The 20,308-nt window shown below is 35.4% G+C and carries 19 protein-coding genes; 9 read left to right on the top strand and 10 right to left on the bottom strand.

The window, feature by feature from the left end; genetic code table 11:
* Positions 1–13 precede the first annotated feature (13 nt).
* Positions 14–1,381: a transposase gene (locus OZP12_RS06700; RefSeq protein ID WP_281228283.1), complete on the top strand. Its 1,368-nt coding sequence runs from the start codon at positions 14–16 to the stop codon at positions 1,379–1,381.
* Between the two features lie 223 nt (positions 1,382–1,604).
* On the opposite strand, the gene guaB is transcribed toward OZP12_RS06700, so the two are convergent.
* From guaB to OZP12_RS06675, 5 genes are all read right to left on the bottom strand, one after another.
* Positions 1,605–3,077 carry an IMP dehydrogenase gene (gene guaB / locus OZP12_RS06695; protein ID WP_281228282.1) on the bottom strand — a complete coding sequence of 491 codons (1,473 nt, stop codon included), beginning with the start codon at positions 3,075–3,077 and terminating at the stop codon, positions 1,605–1,607.
* A gap of 370 nt (positions 3,078–3,447) precedes the next feature.
* On the bottom strand, positions 3,448–4,854 hold the full coding sequence (locus OZP12_RS06690) for a DUF5723 family protein (RefSeq protein ID WP_281228281.1): 1,407 nt from the start codon (positions 4,852–4,854) through the stop codon (positions 3,448–3,450).
* Positions 4,851–5,402 carry a hypothetical protein gene (locus tag OZP12_RS06685; RefSeq protein ID WP_281228280.1) on the bottom strand — a complete coding sequence of 184 codons (552 nt, stop codon included), beginning with the start codon at positions 5,400–5,402 and terminating at the stop codon, positions 4,851–4,853. The genes OZP12_RS06690 and OZP12_RS06685 overlap by 4 nt, the downstream gene beginning before the upstream one ends.
* Before the next feature lie 122 nt (positions 5,403–5,524).
* A complete protein-coding gene (locus tag OZP12_RS06680; RefSeq protein ID WP_281228279.1) occupies positions 5,525–6,388 on the bottom strand; it encodes a hydroxymethylglutaryl-CoA lyase in 864 nt (287 codons plus the stop codon).
* A 57-nt stretch (positions 6,389–6,445) separates the two neighbouring features.
* The gene (locus OZP12_RS06675) at positions 6,446–7,465 is read right to left on the bottom strand and encodes a quinone-dependent dihydroorotate dehydrogenase (RefSeq protein WP_281228278.1); all 1,020 of its coding nucleotides are present in this window, start codon (positions 7,463–7,465) and stop codon (positions 6,446–6,448) included.
* A gap of 245 nt (positions 7,466–7,710) precedes the next feature.
* On the opposite strand from OZP12_RS06675, the gene OZP12_RS06670 reads away from it, so the two are divergent.
* The 5 genes from OZP12_RS06670 (at position 7,711) to yiaA (ending at position 11,056) form a co-directional block, all read left to right on the top strand.
* Positions 7,711–8,424, top strand: a complete 714-nt coding sequence (locus tag OZP12_RS06670) for a glycosyl hydrolase (RefSeq protein ID WP_281228277.1) — start codon at positions 7,711–7,713, stop codon at positions 8,422–8,424.
* 24 nt (positions 8,425–8,448) lie between these two features.
* Positions 8,449–9,192 (top strand): carbohydrate-binding protein, encoded by a 744-nt coding sequence (locus OZP12_RS06665; protein WP_281228276.1) that lies wholly within the window; start codon positions 8,449–8,451, stop codon positions 9,190–9,192.
* A 128-nt stretch (positions 9,193–9,320) separates the two neighbouring features.
* A complete protein-coding gene (locus tag OZP12_RS06660; protein ID WP_281228275.1) occupies positions 9,321–9,761 on the top strand; it encodes an SRPBCC domain-containing protein in 441 nt (146 codons plus the stop codon).
* A 207-nt stretch (positions 9,762–9,968) separates the two neighbouring features.
* Complete coding sequence (locus tag OZP12_RS06655; protein ID WP_281228274.1) at positions 9,969–10,640, top strand: TIGR02117 family protein; 672 nt, start codon at positions 9,969–9,971, stop codon at positions 10,638–10,640.
* A gap of 14 nt (positions 10,641–10,654) precedes the next feature.
* Positions 10,655–11,056 carry an inner membrane protein YiaA gene (yiaA, locus tag OZP12_RS06650; protein ID WP_281228273.1) on the top strand — a complete coding sequence of 134 codons (402 nt, stop codon included), beginning with the start codon at positions 10,655–10,657 and terminating at the stop codon, positions 11,054–11,056.
* A gap of 65 nt (positions 11,057–11,121) precedes the next feature.
* On the opposite strand, the gene carB is transcribed toward yiaA, so the two are convergent.
* Both carB and rpmH read right to left on the bottom strand, forming a co-directional pair.
* Entirely contained in the window at positions 11,122–13,977 is a 2,856-nt protein-coding gene (carB, locus tag OZP12_RS06645; protein WP_281228272.1) for a carbamoyl-phosphate synthase large subunit, read from the bottom strand.
* Between the two features lie 154 nt (positions 13,978–14,131).
* A complete protein-coding gene (gene rpmH / locus OZP12_RS06640) occupies positions 14,132–14,293 on the bottom strand; it encodes a 50S ribosomal protein L34 (RefSeq protein ID WP_281228271.1) in 162 nt (53 codons plus the stop codon).
* Positions 14,294–14,458: 165 nt separating this feature from the next.
* Here rpmH and OZP12_RS06635 point away from each other — a divergent pair, with 165 nt between their 5' ends.
* Positions 14,459–14,974: a DUF2892 domain-containing protein gene (locus OZP12_RS06635; protein WP_281228270.1), complete on the top strand. Its 516-nt coding sequence runs from the start codon at positions 14,459–14,461 to the stop codon at positions 14,972–14,974.
* 168 nt (positions 14,975–15,142) lie between these two features.
* Positions 15,143–15,811: a TlpA family protein disulfide reductase gene (locus OZP12_RS06630; protein ID WP_281228268.1), complete on the top strand. Its 669-nt coding sequence runs from the start codon at positions 15,143–15,145 to the stop codon at positions 15,809–15,811.
* A gap of 53 nt (positions 15,812–15,864) precedes the next feature.
* On the opposite strand, the gene OZP12_RS06625 is transcribed toward OZP12_RS06630, so the two are convergent.
* The gene (locus OZP12_RS06625) at positions 15,865–16,536 is read right to left on the bottom strand and encodes an alpha/beta hydrolase (RefSeq protein ID WP_281228267.1); all 672 of its coding nucleotides are present in this window, start codon (positions 16,534–16,536) and stop codon (positions 15,865–15,867) included.
* A gap of 236 nt (positions 16,537–16,772) precedes the next feature.
* On the opposite strand from OZP12_RS06625, the gene OZP12_RS06620 reads away from it, so the two are divergent.
* On the top strand, positions 16,773–17,075 hold the full coding sequence (locus OZP12_RS06620; protein ID WP_281228266.1) for a GNAT family N-acetyltransferase: 303 nt from the start codon (positions 16,773–16,775) through the stop codon (positions 17,073–17,075).
* Between the two features lie 57 nt (positions 17,076–17,132).
* On the opposite strand, the gene OZP12_RS06615 is transcribed toward OZP12_RS06620, so the two are convergent.
* Both OZP12_RS06615 and OZP12_RS06610 read right to left on the bottom strand, forming a co-directional pair.
* The gene (locus OZP12_RS06615) at positions 17,133–18,767 is read right to left on the bottom strand and encodes an ABC-F family ATP-binding cassette domain-containing protein (RefSeq protein ID WP_281228265.1); all 1,635 of its coding nucleotides are present in this window, start codon (positions 18,765–18,767) and stop codon (positions 17,133–17,135) included.
* A 217-nt stretch (positions 18,768–18,984) separates the two neighbouring features.
* Positions 18,985–20,160, bottom strand: coding sequence for a GlmU family protein (locus tag OZP12_RS06610; RefSeq protein ID WP_281228264.1), 1,176 nt, complete (start codon positions 20,158–20,160; stop codon positions 18,985–18,987).
* Positions 20,161–20,308 lie beyond the last annotated feature (148 nt).

The following is a 20,308-nucleotide window of genomic DNA, read 5'->3' as shown; positions in this document are numbered from 1 at the left end:
CTTTTAAAGTGTGATGCCAAAAATAGTACGTTTAAGCGAATTTCAATACGAAATTCCAATTTTTTCCATCAATACCGATTTTGATGGTTTCTACGCCCAATTTCTAAAAACAGATTTGGGTAAAATTTACCTTTCGATGCCTTTTTTTTTAGAGCTTGGCCAAACTTTCAGGCTGAAAGATTCTCAAAAAGGGACTCATTGTTATTTTAGCCCCAAGGGTAAGATTGCCCTGATGATGCTCAAGAATTACTACGGTTGCTCCGACAGGAAACTCATCGAGCTTTTGAATGGCAATATTTTTATGCAGTTTTTTTGTGATATTTTGATTCCCATCGACAGACCACTAACCAACTTTAAAATTGTGAGTCAAATTAGAATGGAACTTTCCAAGGGTTTAAACATAAGAAAATCACAAGAAATACTTTCTAAGAATTGGATTGGGTATATGAAAGATTTGGACAAAATCTTTACTGATGCCACTTGTTATGAAAGCGAAGTACGTTTTCCAACCAATCAAAAATTGCTTTGGGAATGTGTGGAGTGGAACTATAAACAAATGGAATCTTTATGTCGGATTTTAAAAATCAAATTACCCAGAACCAAGTATTTAGACTGGTGTAGACGCTATAATGAATATTCTAAAAAGAGAAAAAAGCCATCAAAATACCGCACTAAAGTAACTCGGGGACTTCTGAAATTATTATACAAACTCAATGGAGAACTCAGTAAAATAGAGAACCAAAACAACTTTAAAGTTACCGAAAAATACAAACGACAACGTGCCACTATTGCAAAAGTTTACAGCCAACAGGCACAAATATTCAAAACAGGAAAAAGTGTTCCCGATAGAATTGTAAGCATTAGTAAAAGTTACATTCGCCCCATAGTGCGTGGCAAAGAAGTCAAACAAGTAGAATTTGGAGCCAAAGTCAATAAAATCCAAATAGACGGAATCAATTTTATTGAACACATCCAATATCGTGCATTCAACGAAGGAACACGTTTACAAAGCACCGTCTTTTGCGCCCAAAACCTCACTAAAACCAAAGTAAGAATGCTGGGAGCCGATGCTATTTATGCCACCAACAAAAACAGGACATTTACCACTTCAAATGCTATCCAAACCGATTTTGTTCGAAAAGGAAAAGCAGGTAAAAACGAAGAGCAGCGTAAAATTTTAGCCAAAGGAATCAAAAAAGAACGTGCCACACGCTTAGAAGGAAGTTTTGGAAAAGAAAAAGAACATTACAACCTGAGAAAAATTAAAGCCAAAACTCAAAAGAGCGAGATACTCTGGATTTTTTTCGGAATACATACAGCTAATGCTCTTGAAATTGGAAGAAGAATTTACAACTCTCGATTTAAAAGTTTAACAGCTTGAAAAAAACGAAAGATTAATTCCATGGGATACTTGTGTCTTGTTGGAAACAAAAACGCATTTTTTTTACAAAATAATCCTTGAAAAACTTCATAAAACAAAAATGACCGATAATGAATATCAAAATCGATCATCTTTTTTATGGATTACGTCAGAAGTCAGCTTACTTCTGAATGAGCCTTCCACCTTTTGCTTTTTGCCTTTTGCTATTTGCCTTTTGGCTATCTTATCTCGAATAATTCGGAGCTTCTTTTGTGATGGTCACATTATGAGGGTGACTTTCGTTGATACCGCTTGCGGTGATACGAACGAAACGTCCAGTATCCTGTAATGTAGCAATATCTTTGGAACCGCAATAACCCATACCGGCACGAAGACCTCCTATGAATTGTTGCATACTTTCGTTCAACTCTCCTTTATAAGGCACACGTCCTACGATTCCTTCCGGAACAAGTTTTTTCACGTCATCTTCAACGTCTTGGAAATAACGGTCTTTTGAACCTTCCTGCATCGCCTCAACAGAACCCATTCCTCTGTAGGATTTGAATTTTCTTCCTTCAAAAATGATAGTTTCTCCTGGAGACTCTGCTGTTCCTGCCAATAATGAACCTAACATGACACAATCAGCACCAGCAGCAATTGCTTTAGGAATATCTCCTGTGTAACGAATTCCACCATCGGCAATTACAGGAACTCCTGTTCCTTTTATGGCAGCAGCCACTTCAAGTACCGCTGAAAATTGAGGAAAACCAACACCTGCAACGATTCTTGTAGTACAGATAGAACCAGGTCCGATTCCTACTTTTACACCATCAGCACCGCTTTCAACTAAATATTGTGCTGCTTCCGGAGTGGCAATATTACCAACAATTACATCCAATTCCGGAAATTTGGCTTTCACCGCTTTCAATACGTCAACCACACCTTTTGTATGTCCGTGAGCTGTATCGATAATTACGGCATCAACTCCTGCGTTTACCAAAGCTGTTGCTCTTTCAACAGCATCAGCAGTAACACCCAAAGCGGCTGCTACTCTCAAACGCCCAAATTTATCTTTGTTGGCATTTGGTTTTTGAGCCAATTTGGTAATATCCCTAAAAGTGATTAAACCAACCAACTCATTTTTATCATTTATAACAGGTAATTTTTCAATTTTATGACCTTGTAATACTACTTCAGCTTCTTCCAATGAAGTTCCTTCGGCAACTGTTACCAAATTTTCGCTGGTCATAACCTCGGTAATAGGACGTGTTCCGTTTTTTTCAAAACGCAAATCTCTGTTGGTAACGATACCTCTTAGAATTTTATTTTCATCAACAACCGGAATACCGCCAATACCATATTCTCTCATGGCACTTTTGGCATCATTGACTGTAGAATTCATCAATAAAGTGACAGGATCGATAATCATACCAGACTCAGCACGTTTTACTTTACGCACTTTGGCAGCCTGTTGTTCGATCGTCATGTTTTTATGCAAAACACCAATTCCTCCTTCTTGTGCCATAGCAATAGCCATAGAACTTTCGGTTACTGTATCCATAGCTGCAGATACAATAGGAACATTCAGTGTAATATTTCTTGAAAATTTTGATTTTATACTCACTTCACGCGGAAGAACATTCGAGTAGTTGGGAACTAACAGTACATCATCGTAGGTTAAACCTTCGCCGACAATCTTGGAGTTGTGTGCTTTCATGTTGCAATTTCTAGTTGAATTGCGTGCAAATATACACAATCTTGACGAGCTAAAAAAACTCTTATCTCTCTTTTTTTTATTAATAAAAGAAGTCTGAGCTTTTTCAACCCAATAAGACATTAATGCTATTTAAGACCAAATGTGTTTTTTATATGGGTAGATTATTGATTTTTTGTTATTCCAAAAAATCCCAAAAACGCAAAAATGCTTCCTTTTAGCCCCGATGGAAGTGAAAATCCTTGTGAACCGTCTCGTCTTTTGGGACGAGACGGTTCACAAGATTGCAGCGTACAGCGGGAACGATGTTTATTAAAATGCCTAATCATTCTGCTCCAAAAAGACAAACAAATTCAAGTTTACCCCCCCTAATCTACTTACTGCTTCCTCCTGCGATTATATTGAATCCGAGTTGAAATGTGAGTGCATTTGCCTTGGAGACATCCTTATAAGACAAAAGATTATCTGCCATTGCATAAAAATTAAACATACCTATCTTGGTTGTCAAGCCCAAACCTACATTGGAAAAGGAATAGGAATCGATAGTATAAGTCGCTTTCATTTGCAATCCCTTAAGAATTCTTCTTCTATAATAAGCGGTCAAGGCCAACATAGGAGTTCGTGGAGTTGACATTGCAAAAAACTGTGCTCCAACTGCACTTCGATACATGGACTCGTCATTACCTTCACAATTACATTCGCCATCCCCCCTATCTTCTTCAAATGAATATTGGAAAGAAGAATAAAATTTCAGAGGACGTTGTGTCTTGTATTTTTTGTAAATGGTATCAAAAGGAATTGCATCCTTAAAATCTTGATAAGCATCATCAACAGTACCATCTTCGTTAAAATTAGTAAGCACCCCTTTGAAGGCATAATCTCCTTTGAATGTATATCCCACAACATCTTTTGTATGGTTAATGAATCCAATATCAACCAAACTTGCCGTTAACTGAATATTTTTTTGAGGATAATATGTAAGTCCCAAATCCATTCCCAATCCTAAATTTCCACCAAGAAAAGCCTTTTTAGGAATATCATTTACCAAATCGGTTCCCAGATCACCATTATAGTTTTCGTCCAAATATTTGGCAGCACCAGAAGTGTTAAGTTGCAAATCGGAATGGATAACCTGATTATAAATTAAATTAGAATCTTGTGTTGTATAAAAATATCCAGAATTATGGGTTGATGTCGCATTAAATATACTGGAGTAAATTTTTGCGCGCCCACCAACTATCAATTTTTCATTCAGCTGCTTATTAAAACCAACATGAAAAACAGACAATACCTCAGCTTTTGCATTCAAATCGCCCAAATTAAAGTTCTTACCTATATAATCTTTGTTTCCATACAAAGCCAAAATAGCTGGGTCTTTTGGCATGTAAATAAAGGAATCAAATTCTTGGTACATCCCAAAAGAAATATACGACGGATCATCCTCTCCTCCTATTCTTACTCCTCCTGTAAATATTTCCAATTGTTCATTGGCAGTAACATAATCGTTTTTGCTGGTTGCAGCAACCACATTTTTTACTTTGGTTGTAAAATCCACATTATTTTTAGCAAACAAACTATAAGCATCAAAACCTGTTGATCCTGCATTAGCCGATATCCCAGACAGCAATGGTACTCCAAAAAACCATTTGTATTTTACATCGGCTCCCGGATTAGTCAATAAGGTTTGTGGTGTTGGTGTGAAATTGTATAAAACTTCTTTATTTTGGGAAAAACAATAAAAAGAAACTAACAAACATAAAAGGGTTACTATTTTTCTCATTTCACGTCAAAATAAGCAGTTACACTAGAACTCAACTCTATCCTACCTGGGCTGGATTCCGTTAATGGAGGCCCTGGAAGCATAACAATAGTAAAGGCTAGCTTGGTTGTATTCTTTAAAATAGCAATATTAGCAGCTGCAAATGTTTCTGTTTTTTCTGTTAGGGTTTCAGTTCCACTATAAGCCGGAACATTCATTGCTATGGTATAAATAGGAGTACCTGCAGCATTTAGAAAAGTAACATTGAAACGATAAGCTCTATTGATGGTATTTTTTATTCTGAAGTACATTTCAGCTTTAACCAAATCTTGATCTACAAAAGTATTGTTTAAAAATTCTGTATTAGTCAAATAGCCGAAAATCGGTTGCTCCACATTATTCTCAACAAAATCAGGTGCTTTCGCCTCTAAATATGCCAAATTGGTAGTAAAAACGGGCTGAATATTAAAATCATTAACCTGATTGTAATCTAAATCGCTGCTACACGAAAAAGAACTCAAAACCAGCAGAGTTAACAGAATAATCCTATTGCAAAATCTATATTTCATGCTATTGCTCTATTGTTTTATTACTTTTTTTAAAACGGTCTTAAAAAGATTTTAAAAATAACTATAAAAATTCTTAATTACTTAGTCTCAACCTATTTAATTTAAGGAATAAAGCTAAAAAATCAATGAAATTCACCAAATAGTTTGGAAGCTTCGTTATAAGCGCTTTCAAAACTCATTGGACTGCAATTGGTCTTTTCTTTTTGAACTGTAAAATAAGACAGCAATTTTTCTGTAGGCATATTGCCTGTCAATTTATCAGTAGCCATGGGACAACCTCCAAATCCCTGAATGGCCCCATCAAAACGCCTGCAACCTCCTTTATAGGCTGCATCGATTTTCTCTAGCCATTTGTCTGGAGTCGTGTGAAGATGGGCACCGAATTCTATTTGTGGATATTGAGGAATCAGATTAGAAAATAAATATTCTATCACTTCGGGAGTAGAACTTCCAATAGTATCAGAAAGCGATAAAATCTTCACTCCCATTGAGGCTAATTTTTCAGTCCATTGTGCTACAATTTCAACATTCCATGGATCTCCATACGGATTTCCAAAACCCATCGAAAGATATGCAACGGTTTCTTTATTGGTCTTACTGGCAAGATTTAGAATTTCGTCTAATGTGACTAAAGATTCCGCGATAGTCTTATGCGTATTTCGCATTTGAAAATTCTCAGAAATTGAAAAGGGAAAACCCAAATATTGAATAGCAGCATGTTGAGATGCCTGAGTAGCTCCCTGAACATTGGCTATGATGGCCAATAATTTACTCTTGGTTTTGGACAAATCGAGCTGTTCCAAAACTTCGGCAGTATCTTGCATTTGAGGTATGGCTTTCGCCGAGACAAAACTCCCAAAATCGATGGTATCAAAGCCTACACGTAACAAAGATTGTATATAACTTACCTTTCTTTCGGTAGGAATAAAGGCCTTTATGCCTTGCATCGCATCACGTGGACATTCGATAATTTTTATTGCCTTCATAACCACCAAATATATAAAAAGGTTTTGGGTTACACAGAAAGAAAAATTGTTATCCTACTATTTTCTTAACAAAATTGCTTTGTTTATTTCTTTTATCAATGCTGGTCCTTCATAAATAAAACCAGTATACAATTGAATTAAACTAGCTCCTGCATCTAATTTCTCCAAAGCATCCTTTGCAGAATGAATTCCTCCCACTCCAATAATTGGGAATGCTTTATTGCTTTTTTCAGATAAAAAACGAATCACTTCAGTAGATCGTGATGTCAATGGTTTACCGGATAATCCTCCCGTTTCTGTTTGATTACCAGAACGTAATCCGCTGCGGGAAATTGTAGTATTGGTTGCGATTACCCCAGCTATCTTAGTCACTTTTACGATATCAATAATATCAAGCAACTGTTCATCGGTCAAATCTGGAGCTATTTTAAGTAAAATTGGCTTTTGCTTTGGCTTTGCCAAATTCTTATTTTGTAAAGTTTGAAGCAATTGAGTAAGCGGTTCTTTTTCTTGTAACGCTCTAAGATTTGGCGTATTTGGCGAACTCACATTCACCACAAAATAATCCACATAGTCAAATAAAGCATCAAAACAAATCTCATAATCTAAGGTTGCATCTTCGTTTGGAGTCACTTTATTTTTCCCAATGTTTCCTCCAATAAGAACTCCGTTATTTTTCTTTAATCGCTCAACAGCCTCCAGAACTCCTCCGTTATTAAACCCCATTCTGTTGATGATTCCCGAATCTTCTATTAATCGGAATAAACGTTTTTTATCATTTCCGGGCTGAGCTTTTGGGGTAAGTGTCCCAATCTCTATAAAACCGAAACCTAAACTTGATAATTCTTTGTACAAAATAGCATCTTTATCCAATCCTGCTGCCAATCCCACCGGGTTTTTGAACTTTAGACCAAAAACTTCAGTTTCCAATCTTTTGTCATTTACTTGATATAGAAATTTAAAAAGTGAAGAAACTCCTGGTATTTTTGAAACTAATTTAATAAAAGAAAAAGTAAAATGGTGCACTTTTTCAGGGTCAAAACAAAAAAATATGGGACGTATTAAAATCTTGTACATAGTTCAAATATTGATTGCCGCAAAAGTAAAGAAATGTTTTCAGTTTTAAGGTATGGAAACACTTTTAAAGTCATTGATTTATTCAATTAATTAACAAAAATTAGATCAGAACAAAACTTTTTTTAAACATTAAAATGAAGCTCTATGAACTTTGATGTGTTTTTGATGGAATTTTTCAAATGTGAACTAAAATGTTATTGGGCTACATTTGAAATTCATTTTTTAAACCAAATAAAAACCACTTTATGTCTAAAAAACTACTCCTCACTTTATTAATTAACTTTTGTTTTTATGCACTTATACATGCACAAGTTAGTCCCAAAAGAGGCGTTGCTTATGGAAACCATTCTGTTTCTGATTTGAATATTTTAAAACCCGGAATTTCTTGGTGGTACAATTGGTCACCAGAACCCGAGGCTGCTGTAAATACCAACTACGAAACTTTGGGTGTTGAATTTGTTCCAATGGCTTGGGGAAAAATAAACAATCCGGATGCATTTATTGCCACCATAAAACCCGGAGCCAAATATTTACTGGCGTTCAACGAGCCTAACTTTAATGATGGTTCAAGATTAACTCCTCAAGAAGCCGTAAATGCCTGGCCGAATATCGAAAAAATCGCTGCTGCAAAAGGTCTAGAAATTGTGAGCGCCTCCCCAGCCTACAATGGGCCTTCTAATTACGGCGGTTACCAAAGTCCCATCGCCTGGCATGATGAATTCTTCCGTCTTTGCCCAACCTGCAAAGTAGATTATATTGCTTTTCATACTTATGATTCTTCAGCCGCTTCAGTTATTGGAGTTACGGATGGATTAAAAAAATACAACATCCCAATTTGGGTAACCGAATTTGCAAACAGAGTTGTACAATCTGCCACAGATAAAACCAATTTCATGAAAGATATTGTAACCTCTTTTGAAAATGATCCGGACATTTACCGTTATTCCTGGTTCACCTGAAGAGTTCCTTCAGATTGGACCGATATGCTGGAAGGACAATTACTTGGTGCCAATAGTGGCGAAATCAGACCCATTGGAACTGCCTATCTTAACGTTCCCTATGCTTCAAAGAAAATGAATGTCCCGGGAAGAATCGTAGCCAACCAACATTACCGTCGAAGAGGAACAGGTTTACAAAACACTAACGATGGAAATACAGGTCAAAATGTGTGCTTTACAGATCCTGGTGACTGGGGCGAATACATGATAAATGTGGAAAAGAACGGTTCATACAGAATGACTTTCCGAGTGGCTTCCTTAGTTCAGGGTAAATTCGATATCAGTGTAAATGGTGCTATTATAAAAACCGATGAAACTTTTGAAGCAACAGGAGGATTACAAACTTATACTGATAAAGTGGTTTCCGGAATCACCTTGCCACAGGGAGAAAATTACATCAAGATCCATTATAAATCGAAATTTAATTTTAACTATATAGATGCAGCCGATGAAAGCAATCTCGGAATTGAAGACAAAACTTCAATTAGTAATCCAGATGTTTTTTATCCCAATCCATTCACAAATGAAGCTACTATTCAAATTAAAAGTGCTTTTACTGAGCCTCTCCAAATTAAAATAATTGATATGAAAGGGCAAATTTGTTTTTCCGGCAACAATTTTCAAACCAATCAAAACATAAAAGTCGGCAATCATTTGGCCAACGGAATTTACACTGTAGTTGTTGTTTACGGAAATACAAAAAACACATTCAAAGTGATTAAAAATTAAAATCTTCATAATAAATTTTAATACCAAAACCACTTTCGCATCAAAATTCATTTGTTCAAAACATCAAAACCAAAATCAAAACAATTGCTTTTTTTTTCTAAATTAGTTGGTTTAAAACAAACAAAACCATGAAATTAGTCGCCAAAGCATCCATACAAATTCAAAAGCCAATCAAAAAAGTCTTTGAAGGCATTGTAAATCCAGAAAAAATGACCAACTATTTCATATCCGAAAGTACAGGAAAAATGGAAACCGGAAAAGAACTAACCTGGAAATTCCCCGAATTCGATCAACGATTCCCCATAAAAAACATCACAACCAAAATCAACAGTTCCGTTTCATTTGTCTGGGACCTGGCAACCATAGTAACAATAGCACTGGAAGCTCAACCCGACAAAAGTACTGTTGTAAAAGTAACCGAAGACGGAAAAGAGTTCAATGAAGAAAACCTGAAATGGGCGATTGGAAACACCGAAGGTTGGGCCAATTTCCTTGCCTGCATGAAAGCCTATCTTGAATACGGAATACATCTGCGAAAAGGAGCGTTTGATTTTATGCGCGAAAATTAAGGATAATTAAAAAAATTTGAATCTTATTCTTTTTAAACTCCTTTCAATAAAGCTCGATTTATCAAAATAAATCTTCACAAACTAAAATGTGATGTATTTCATTATTCTTCTATAATTTTAACAGTACTATATTTAATATTTTGTCGATTATTATATTAACTAGAAACTTTTTTAATTAAATTTGGCTCAAACATTAACTAATTCACATTGAAAAAAGCACTCAAAATTCTCTTAAAAGCAGTCTTCTTTTTTTTAGGTTTCATCTTCATCTATGCACTATCGGCTTACACTCTTTCTAAAATCACAATTGACAAGGAAGATGATACAAAACCTGAGATTAAAATCTTTATCCTTACAAACGGCGTCCACACCGACATTGTGATGCCTACAAAAAACAGACAAATCGATTGGAGCCAAAAGATCCAGTTCCAAAATACTAAGACAGCAGATTCTACTTATCATTATATTGCCCTTGGCTGGGGAGACAAAGGATTCTATTTGGAAACACCCACTTGGGCCGACCTAAAAACTTCAGTTGCATTCAAGGCGGCAACCGGATTAAGCACAACTGCAATCCACGCAACCTATTACAAACAAATGAAATTAGGAAGCGATTGCAAATCAATGATGATTAGCAAAGAACAGTATAATCGACTGATAACTTATATTACAAATAGTTTTCAGAAAGATGCAGATGGAAATTTTATAAACATTAAAACAAATGCAAATTACAGCAACTCAGATGCTTTTTATGAAGCAAACGGAAGCTATAGCATATTTCAAACCTGTAATTCTTGGGCGAACAAAGGACTTAAAGCAAGTGGTCAGAAATGTTGTTTTTGGACAATCACAGATACCGGAATTTTTTCAAAATACTAACCAAATATAAAATTATGATTCAAAAAACATCAAACGCATTTATTGCCGCATCATGGGTAGCTCTTGGAGCAGGGACAATTGGATTTATTGTTGGACTAGCAAGAGCTGAAATGCTATTAAACGAAAAAGGTTATTATTTTACTGTCTTATTGTTTGGCCTTTTCGCAGTTGTATCATTACAGAAAAGCGTTAGAGACAGACTTGAAAATATTCCAGTTACTGATATTTATTATGGAATCTGCTGGTTCGGGACTCTTGCATCAATCGTCCTTTTAACTATTGGTCTTTGGAACGCAACAATTCTGCCAAGCGAAAAAGGATTTTATGCTTTTGCTTTTTTATTGGCTTTGTTTGGTGCCATTTCTGTTCAAAAAAACACAAGAGATAATATGTCATTTATTAAACAAGATGAATAAAAATCAAATGAGCAACACAAAAAAAGCCCCAAAACTGGGGCTTTTTCATATTTATAGATTTGAGATTATTTGCTCAAATACATTTTTCTTCTAGAGTACAATTCGTAGAATTGATCGTCTTTCAAGTCATCGATAAACAAGATGCTTTCTCCTGTAGATTTCATCTCTGGTCCTAATGCTTTGTTTACATTCGGGAATTTGCTGAAAGAGAAAACCGGTTGTTTGATCGCAAATCCTTTCAATTGTGGATTGAAATCGAAGTCGGTTACTTTGCTGTGCCCTAACATTACTTTGGTAGCATAGTTCACATAAGGTTCACCATAAGCTTTTGCAATAAACGGAACCGTTCTTGAAGCTCTAGGATTCGCCTCAATGATGTAAACAATATCGTCTTTTATCGCAAACTGGATATTGATTAAACCTACAGTTTTTAAAGCTCTGGCAATTTTATGCGTATGGTCTTTTATTTGTTGCATCACGAATTCTCCTAAGTTAAAAGGAGGCAATGTAGCATTACTATCCCCAGAGTGAACTCCACAAGGCTCGATATGCTCCATAATTCCGATGATATAAACATTACCGTCAGCATCACAAATCGCATCAGCTTCTGCTTCGATAGCTCCGTCCAAATAGTGATCTAGCAATAATTTATTTCCTGGAATCGTTTTCAACAAGTCGATTACGTGCTCTTCTAACTCTTGTTTGTTGATTACGATTTTCATCCCTTGACCCCCTAATACATAAGAAGGACGAATCAATAATGGGAAGTCCAAAGAATCTGCTAGTTTAGAAGCCTCATCAGCCGTTTCTGCAATTCCGAATTTAGGGAAAGGAATATGTAACTCTGTCAATAAATCAGAGAAACGTCCTCTGTCCTCGGCTAAATCCAAGGCATCAAAACTCGTTCCGATGATTTTTACACCATATTTCGATAATTTTTCAGCCAATTTCAATGCAGTCTGACCTCCTAATTGAACGATTACACCTTCTGGTTTTTCGTGTTTGATGATGTCATAAATATGCTCCCAGAATACTGGCTCGAAGTATAATTTATCAGCTGTATCAAAGTCAGTCGAAACCGTCTCAGGGTTACAGTTGATCATGATCGTTTCATAACCACATTCTTTTGAAGCAAGAACTCCGTGTACACAAGAGTAATCAAACTCGATTCCTTGTCCAATTCTGTTTGGTCCTGAACCAAGAACAATTATTTTCTTTCTATCAGTTACGATACTTTCGTTATCAACATAACGCTCTCCGTTTGCTTTTTCAATTTCAGCTTCGAAAGTAGAGTAATAATAAGGGGTTTGCGCTTTAAATTCGGCTGCACAAGTATCAACCAATTTAAACACACGATTGATGTTCATTGACATACGCAAATTGTGAACATCACTTTCCACACAACTCATCATGTGAGCAATCTGTCTGTCGGCAAAACCTTTTTGTTTTGCTTCAAGCAATAATTCACGTGGCAAAGTATCTACCTTGTATCCGGAAATTTCTTTTTCCAAAATATAAAGCTCTTCGTATTGTTTCAAGAACCACATATCGATTTTTGTGATTTCGTGGATGCGGCTCAATGGAATTCCCATTGCAATTGCATCATAAATCACGAAAACACGATCCCAACTCGCATAAGTCAGTTTCTCGATAATTTGCTCATAATTTTTATATCCTTTTCCGTCAGCACCAATTCCGTTTCTTTTAATTTCAAGGGATTGAGTCGCTTTGTGAAGTGCTTCCTGGAACGAACGCCCAATTCCCATTACCTCACCTACCGATTTCATTTGAAGTCCCAAAGTTCTGTCAGCACCTTCGAATTTATCAAAGTTCCAACGCGGTATTTTCACAATCACATAATCCAAAGTAGGTTCAAAAAGAGCCGAAGTTGATTTTGTGATTTGGTTTAACAATTCATCAAGATTGTATCCAAGAGCAAGCTTAGAAGCAATTTTCGCAATTGGATATCCAGTTGCTTTTGATGCCAAAGCTGATGAACGAGACACACGAGGGTTGATTTCGATAGCCACGATATCTTCTTTTTCGTCTGGAGAAACAGCAAACTGTACGTTACATCCTCCAGCAAAGTTTCCGATACTACGCATCATCAATATTGCATAGTCACGCAATTTTTGGAAAGTTGTATCAGACAAAGTCATTGCCGGTGCAACCGTGATCGAATCCCCAGTGTGGATTCCCATTGGATCCATATTTTCAATAGAACAAATAATAACTACGTTGTCATTTTTATCTCTCAATAATTCTAATTCATATTCCTTCCAACCCATTAAAGCTTTGTCAATCAAAACTTCGTGAATTGGAGATGCTTCCAAACCTCTTGTCAAAAGCTCATCAAAATCTTCTTTTTTGTAAACAACAGCTGCCCCGGTTCCTCCCAAAGTAAACGAAGGACGGATAACCAATGGGAAACCAAATTCCTGTGCAATCTCTTTTCCTTGTAAATAAGATGTAGCTGTTTTTGCTGGAGCGGTAGGAACGTTAATTCTTTCCAAAAGCTGTTTGAATTGCTCTCTGTCCTCGGTAATATTGATAGCATTAACATCTACCCCGATCAATCTTACTCCAAAATCTTGCCAAATCCCTTTTTCTTCAGCTTCCAAACACAGGTTCAAAGCCGTTTGTCCTCCCATTGTTGGAAGTACTGCATCAATCTGTGGATGTTCTTTAAGGATTTCAACAATAGACTTTGTCGTTAATGGCTTTAAATAAACATGGTCCGCCATAGATGGGTCGGTCATAATCGTTGCAGGATTGGAATTGATTAAGATTACTTCAATTCCTTCTTCGCGAATAGAACGTGCTGATTGTGAACCTGCATAATCAAATTCACAAGCTTGACCAATTACTATCGGACCTGAACCTATTATTAAAACTGATTTAATTGATGTGTCTTTTGGCATTTTATTATGTATTGTAGTTGTTTTTGATTTTATCACTTAAAGCATGACATTTGTTAGAAAAACACAAATTTCAAACTTAATAAAGCAGTACCGCTTGGGTATAAAAAAAGGCGATACTAAAAAAAGTAACGCCTTATAGATGTTTATACAAACATTATTTTTTGTGTCTAGTTTCGCTAGAAACAGTCAATTTATGTCTTCCTTTAGCTCTTCTACGCGCTAGAACTTTTCTTCCATTAGCAGAAGCCATTCTATCCATAAATCCGTGTTTATTTCTTCTTTTTCTTTTCGATGGTTGAAACGTTCTTTTGCTCATTGCTTTGTATATTTAAATCTTAATTATAGTATCTTTTTCTTTTTAGGTTTTGCTTATTTCAAAACCGAGTGCAAATATACAAAGACTTTTTTTTCTGGCAAGTAGTTTTTAAAAAATATTTTTAAATCCTTTTACTATCTTTGCAGCCACAAATATACATCAATTATGTTTAATAAAATTATAAAACTTATTCTAGCCGGACTTCTTGTAGTTGCTGGCGTTTACGAGATTGTCGATGACTCTGTAGGAAACGGAATTTTCCTTATATTATTGTCTGCAATCCCAATTTTTCTTTATTTCAAAAACGAATTTATTCTACTTGCCTTTTTAAAATTAAGAAAACAAGATTTTGCAGGAGCCAAAAAATGGCTGGCATACATCAAAAATCCAGAAACCGCTTTGGTTAGAAAACAACAAGGATATTTTAACTACCTACATGGAATCATGCTTTCGCAAACAAACATCAACCAAGCCGAAAAACATTTCAAAAAAGCTATCGAACTTGGATTATCCATGGACATGGATTTGGCTGTAGCCAAATTAAACCTAGCCGGTGTCGCTATGTCCCGCAGAAGAAAACTAGAAGCAACCGCTTTATTAAACGAAGCAAAGAAATTAGATAAGCAAAACATGCTTAAAGATCAAATCGCCATGATGAAAGAACAAATGAAGAAAATATAATCCCTGATTAATTCTTTATTCTATCATATTCCAAAAACCATCCTAAAACACGGATGGTTTTTTCATGTTAATGCATTACATCGGATTAATTTACTATTCAACGTCATTTTTGTATTATTCAGAACAAAGGAGTACATTAGCACATCATTTCAGCCCCCTAAGTGATTTATGCGCAGTTTCTTATACACATTAATCTTGTTTCTGTCCTTGACTACTTCCTATAGCCAAGACAAGATCACATACCTATCTGATGCCATAAAAGAGAACATTAATCCCTATAAAAAAGCAAGCAACAAAGCTTACGAAAAAAGAGAGATTGAAGAAGGAAAGATTCTTTTTGATTCTTTGGTAAAAAACAAGCTAATAGGGACAAAGTTTGACGATTTCAACTTAAAAGTCTATAAAGACAAAAACGTAAAAATAAACCGAATCCAAAAATCTGTTTTTATTATAACATACGCTTCTTGGTGTGTAATTCCCAAAGGAGAGATCCCCGCTTTAAATATATTAGCCAAAGAGCATCGCGACGACCTGCAATTTATTGTAGTTTTTTGGGACAAAAAAAAGGACATAAAAAATATCGCCAACAAATTTAACGAGCACATTAAAGTATGTTATGCGAACGAATACTATTCGAAAGATTCTCATATTGTAGCTACCATCAAGCACACTTTAGGCTTCCCTACCTCAATCTTTCTTGACGAAGATAAAAATGTCATAGCTATCAAACATTTTAACTACAAAACAAAAATAAAGGCCCCTATCAAAGAAGCCATAACCAACAGTTACAATTACTTCAGCAAAGATATCAATGAAAATTTGGTAAAAACACTTTAATAAAAAAAGAGCCACACATAATATGACTCTATAATATATTTTAATCCCAATTCTTACACTTCATACTTTTGGCCCAAAATAATTTTAGGCAAATTCAAATTCAACCATTTGTATTTTGTTAAAATCATTATATGACTACCTCCTTTTACAACTATACAATCCTCTATATTTTTAATTGGAAAAATATCATCGACATCTCCGTGTAAATGTACCACTTCGTGATCAACCACATTTCTATCCCACAAAACAACCTGCTCAATAGCCCAATCTAAATAATGCTCGTTTCGCACCGAAAGGAATTTTTCGTACAATTTCAGCCTTTCATTCACCTTTTTTCCAAAAGAAAATCGGGCAAAACTTTCAATATTTTGAGCAAAACTTACCGGAATTAACTTATAGGCCTTCGTCTTTTTGGCAATCTGTATTCTTTTAGGAAATTCCAAATTACTCTTTACACTGGATATAATTATAACTTTGCGGGTAGGAATAAAACGTTTCATTTCCTGAACCAAAATACCTCCAAAAGAAACTCCTATCAAAACCGGATTTTCATGTTTAATCTTTCCCACCATCCGCTTGGCGTAATTCGACAAAGACTCCTTTTCCTTTGGAATTTCCCACTCCAAAAAAAACATTTCAAATTCGGATTCAGGAAGCCTTATTCTTTCAAAAATCGCGGAACTTGCCGCCAAACCCGGCATAAAATAAACAGGAATCTTGTCCATAACTAACTTTGTATTATTCAATACACATATTCGTCAAATCGCTCTTAAAATTAAATATTTTTATTCCCATTTTGAGACCTATTTCAAACAAATATCAAAACAAAATACAGTAGTAAATTCATTTTTTACAAAACTTTGCTTTGCAATAAAACACAAAAAACAATCATAACTGATTACCAAATGATTATCTTTGCATATTATTTAAAAAAGTCTTCATTTCAATCAATAAAACCAAAATGGAAGCCACTATAAAATTAGAAATTAAAGACAATACTTTTGCACAACAATTCGAAACAAAAGTAGAATCCGGAATAATTTCTGTTGAATATTCGATTCAGGAAAAAAAATTATTCCTAACCAAGATCAACGTTCCCAAGGATTACAATGACGAAGAGTTTATTACCAATTTCCTAAAAAACATTATGGAAATCGCTATTGAGAAGAAAGCAAGAGTAGTTCCCATTCATCCAAAAATTGTTGTTTTCTTTAAAAAGAATCCAATCTACAAAGAATTACTTCCGGCAGGAATACGAATTTAAAACCATAAAAAAAGGCAGAAGTTTTATTTCTTCTGCCTTTTTTCTTAGAATTGAAAATTATTTTTCAATTTCTTTCATGCTATCCATTTTCTTGTGAGCCAAGAAACCGGTAATATCTTCAAAATGCTCAACAACACGTTTGTTTCCAAATTCAAAAACTTTTGTTGCCAGCCCGTCAAGAAAATCACGATCGTGAGAAACCAAAATTAAAGTTCCGTCAAAATCACGCAAAGCATCCTTAATGATATCTTTGGTTTTCATATCCAAATGATTTGAAGGCTCATCCAGAATAAGTAAATTCACAGGCTCAAGCAATAATTTAATCATAGCCAAACGTGTTTTCTCTCCACCGGAAAGCACTTTAACTTTCTTAGTAATATCATCTCCCTGAAACATGAAAGCTCCCAAAATATTTTTAATTTGAGTTCTAATATCACCTACTGCAATTGCATCGATAGTTTCAAAAATAGTAGCATTCTCATCCAACAATGAAGCCTGATTCTGCGCAAAATAACCAATTTGAGAATTGTGTCCAATTTCGACAGAACCACTATCAACGCCAATTTCCTTCATAATAGCTTTGATCATTGTTGATTTTCCTTCTCCATTTTTCCCGACAAAAGCAACCTTCTGCCCTCTTTCAATCACAATATTGGCATCTTTAAAAACCACATGATCTCCATAGGATTTCGACATTTCTTTCACAATAACAGGATATTGCCCTGAACGCGCTGACGGAGGAAATTTTAATCGCAAAGCAGAAGTATCCACCTCATCTACTTGAACTATTTCTAATTTTTCAAGCATTCTAACACGTGACTGAACAGCATCTGTTTTTGAAAAAGTCCCTCTAAAACGCTCAATAAAAGCACGATTATCAGCAATCATTTTTTGTTGCTCGTCATACGCTTTTTGCTGGTGAATACGACGGTCTTTTCTCAATTCCAAATAATGAGAGTATTTAGCTTTGTAATCATAAATACGCCCCATCGTTACTTCAATCGTACGATTCGTAATATTATCAACAAAAGCCCTGTCGTGCGAAATTACCACAACCGCTTTAGCTGAATTAATCAAGAAATCTTCCAACCACTGAATACTTTCAATATCCATGTGGTTTGTAGGCTCATCCAGCAAAATCAAATCGGGTTTACGTAAAAGAATTTTAGCCAATTCAATTCGCATTCTCCAACCTCCTGAAAACTCAGATGTTTGACGCGTAAAATCTTCACGAACAAATCCAAGTCCCATCAATATTTTCTCAACTTCAGCCTCATAATTCACCTCTTCGATAGCATAAAATTTCTCGCTTAAGTCCGAAACTCTTTCGATTAATTTCATATAAGCATCACTTTCGTAATCGGTACGAACAGTCAATTGCTCATTTATATCATCAATTTCGGCTTTCATGCTAAAAATTTCGCTAAAAGCTTTCGAAGCCTCTTCCATCACCGTAGCATTGTCTTTGGTCAACAAATGCTGAGGCAAATAAGCAACAACCGCTTCTTTCGGAACAGAAACACCACCCGTAGAAGGCTTACTTTCACCCGCAATAATCTTCAAAAGTGTTGATTTACCAGCACCATTTTTCCCCATAAGGGCAATCTTATCATTTTCATTTATAGCAAAAGAAACATCACTAAAAAGAGTTGTACCACCAAATTGAACCGAAATATCGTTAATTGTAATCATTTAGACTTTTAGATTTTAGACTGCTTTGATTTTTAAAATCTCAACAGGTATTTTTTTTGAAGGTGCAAAGATAGATTAATTAGATAATTAGGCAATTAGAAAATGTGTCAATTTGATAATTGACCCATTTTATGCTTAAAACAAAAAAAACTCCGCAAAGCATTTAACTTCGCGGAGCATTATCTAATTATCAAATTGACTAATTCATTGAATTAAATTAGTCATTTCTCCATTTTTTAGATTCATCAAAAACATGCTGTAAAATAGCAGCTTCTTTTTCATCAAATTCAACACCTCTGCGCCCCATAACCAATCTTGCCGTTTCAAAAGCTTTTTTGGTCACATAAGTCGTAAATCCGGTTGCACCACCCCAAGAAAAACTCGGCACAAAATTACGAGGAAAACCACTTCCAAAAATATTAGCACTCACCCCTACTACAGTTCCGGTATTGAACATAGTATTGATTCCGCATTTACTGTGATCTCCCATCATCAATCCGCAAAACTGAAGACCTGTTTTGACAAAACTCTCGGTTTCGTAACTCCACAATTTCACTTCTTCGTAATTGTTTTTTAGGTTCGAGTTATTACTATCAGCGCCAATGTTACACCATTCCCCTAAAACAGAATCACCAAGGTATCCTTCATGTCCCTTATTGGAATTAGCAAAAATAACCGCATTCTTAACCTCACCTCCTATTCGGGAATGAGGACCAACGGTAGTTGCACCATAAATTTTGGATCCCATTTTCACCTGTGCATTGTTACCTAAAGCAAATGGTCCACGTATAACAGCACCTTCCATTATTTCAGAATCTTTACCTATATATATTGGACCTGTTGACGCATTCAAAGTAACAAATTCTAATTTTGCCCCTTCTTCAATAAAAATATTCTCTGGAGCAATTACATTTACACTTTGAGGTATTGGCTGTGACTTTTTATTCTCAGTCAAAAACTCAAAATCTTCACGGATTGCTTCATCATTCTTAGAAAAAATATCCCAAGTACGCTCTATCGTAATGCAATCATCATTGTATTCCAGAATCTCGTAAGTATCAAAATCTACTGATTCCTGTTCGCCTTTTGTATAAAAAGCGATAACATCTTCTCCTCTAAAAATAGCCTGATCAGGCCCTAAATTAGTAATCATTTCCACCAAAACTGAATTGGGCAGATAGGAAGCGTTAATCATTACATTTTCTTCCAATTCAACCATTGGAAATTTCTCCGACAAATACTCCTCTGTAACTGTTGTTGTGGTAGAACCTAAATGCGCTTCCCATTTCTGGCGAATCGTCATAATTCCTACAAGAACATCAGCTACTGGACGGGTAAAAGTAAATGGCAACAAAGCATTTCGAGCGGGGCCGTCAAAAAGTATGTAGTTCATAAATTAAATTATAAATCGTTTAAATCTGATTTGGTTATCGGCCGCAAAGTTACAACTAATTTTAATGTTTAAGGAAGTAAGAGACTACACACAGCTAAAATATTTTAGTAATTTCCCATAAAAAAAGCCCCGCAAAATGCGAGGCTTT

This window comes from Flavobacterium aquiphilum, from assembly GCF_027111335.1.
GTDB lineage: Bacteria > Bacteroidota > Bacteroidia > Flavobacteriales > Flavobacteriaceae > Flavobacterium > Flavobacterium aquiphilum.
Note: the sequence above shows the minus strand (reverse complement) of the source record. Positions and strands in the feature narration are given on the sequence as shown.